Origin of the sequence: Pseudomonas sp., assembly GCF_037994325.1 — a bacterium.
Taxonomy (GTDB): Bacteria; Pseudomonadota; Gammaproteobacteria; order Pseudomonadales; family Pseudomonadaceae; genus Aquipseudomonas.
This window is the reverse complement of sequence record NZ_JBBNAH010000623.1, coordinates 1-1,351: the sequence shown is the minus strand read 5'-3', so window position 1 is coordinate 1,351 and position 1,351 is coordinate 1. Positions and strand designations below refer to the sequence as shown.

The following is a 1,351-nucleotide window of genomic DNA, read 5'->3' as shown; positions in this document are numbered from 1 at the left end:
GATGATCGCCGTTGAGCGGCGCTTGTACCGCCCAACTCCGCTCTTTCAGGCCAATCGCTTTAAACGGGTCCACCAAGGTCCCGGCCACCATTGAGGCCAATATCTGCGGTGCTGGCGGTATTTTCGAGATGGTCGCCATCACCCGATCACGCAGCAACGGCATCACCGTTGAGTCGGACTGGTAGAACGGCGTAAACGCTGCTGACAACGCCTGGAAGGTGCGCACGTGTAAACGCCTTGAAGCGGCGTAGCGGGGTAGGGCGCTTTCCAGGTCGTCGCTGGTGTTTAACGCATGCACCAGGGCGCGGGCATCAAGCAGCGCCATATTTGCGCCTTGGCCCAATTGCGGGCTGGTGGAGTGCGCGGCATCGCCAATAATCGCCAGGCTGCGGCCCACCGGCATCTTTAAGGTGTGGTGGCCGTAGCGGGCCAAGGTCATGTCGTCGAAGCTATTGATTTGTCGCAAATACGGCTCGCAGTCTGACCATAAACCGGCGACCTGATCCTTCCAACTGTTGATGCCGGCACGTTTCAGTGTGTCGACTTCATCCGGCTTGGTGCTCCAAAAAAACGCACTCATTGCCGCGCTGTCGGGGTGGGCTTGGCCTATCGGCAGCACGCCGATCATGGTGGTTGCCCGTTGGTAACGCTGCACCAGCGCCTTGCTGTTGAGGGTGGCGGCGTCGGCCTGTAACGAGGCCCAGAACGCGCCATACACGAGCGGCTTCGGTTCGCTGGGTTGCAGGGAATACGCCTTGAACTTGGAGCGCGAACCGCTGGCGTCCACCACCAAATCGAACGGGCCAGCCTTGCTGCCTTGCGCACTGAGCAACCAGGCTTGATCGCCACGGGTTTCCAGGCTGTCGATATCCAGGCCGGTTTCCACCGCTATACCTTCGCCAACGACGGCCTCGTGCAGCACATGAAATAGCGCTGCGCGGTGCACGGCGATGCCATGGCGGCCGCCTTTGATCGCGGCGTACCGCACATCCAGCACCGTGCGGCCGGATTGGGCATCGGCGCCATACAGGCGGTCGATACGGGCGCCCAACTGGGCGATGGCGGCGAACAGGCCAAGGTCTTCCAGCACGGTCAGACCAGTCGGCTGCAAAATCAGCCCGGAACCTACTGGCGCGGCTTCGGCAAAACGCTCAAAGAGGCTGACGGTATGGCCGGCGCGGTGCAGATACAAGGCCGCCGCGAGGCCAGCGGGGCCGGCGCCGATGATGGCGATACGTAGGGGTTTGATCACGCAGGGGTCTCCGGCCCGACTACTGGGGGCGCGTCCATGGATGGCTGGGCAGACTTATACCTGTAAATGGGTGGGCGGTTAAGGGGCAGTGTTGTGCGC

The 1,351-nt window shown here is 62.2% G+C and carries 1 protein-coding gene; it reads right to left on the bottom strand.

Going from position 1 to position 1,351, the window contains the following annotated elements:
• The coding region (locus AAAB16_RS20600; RefSeq protein ID WP_340665006.1) for an NAD(P)/FAD-dependent oxidoreductase at nucleotides 1–1,252 on the bottom strand (1,252 nt) is incomplete at its 3' end.
• Nucleotides 1,253–1,351: the final 99 nt, after the last annotated feature.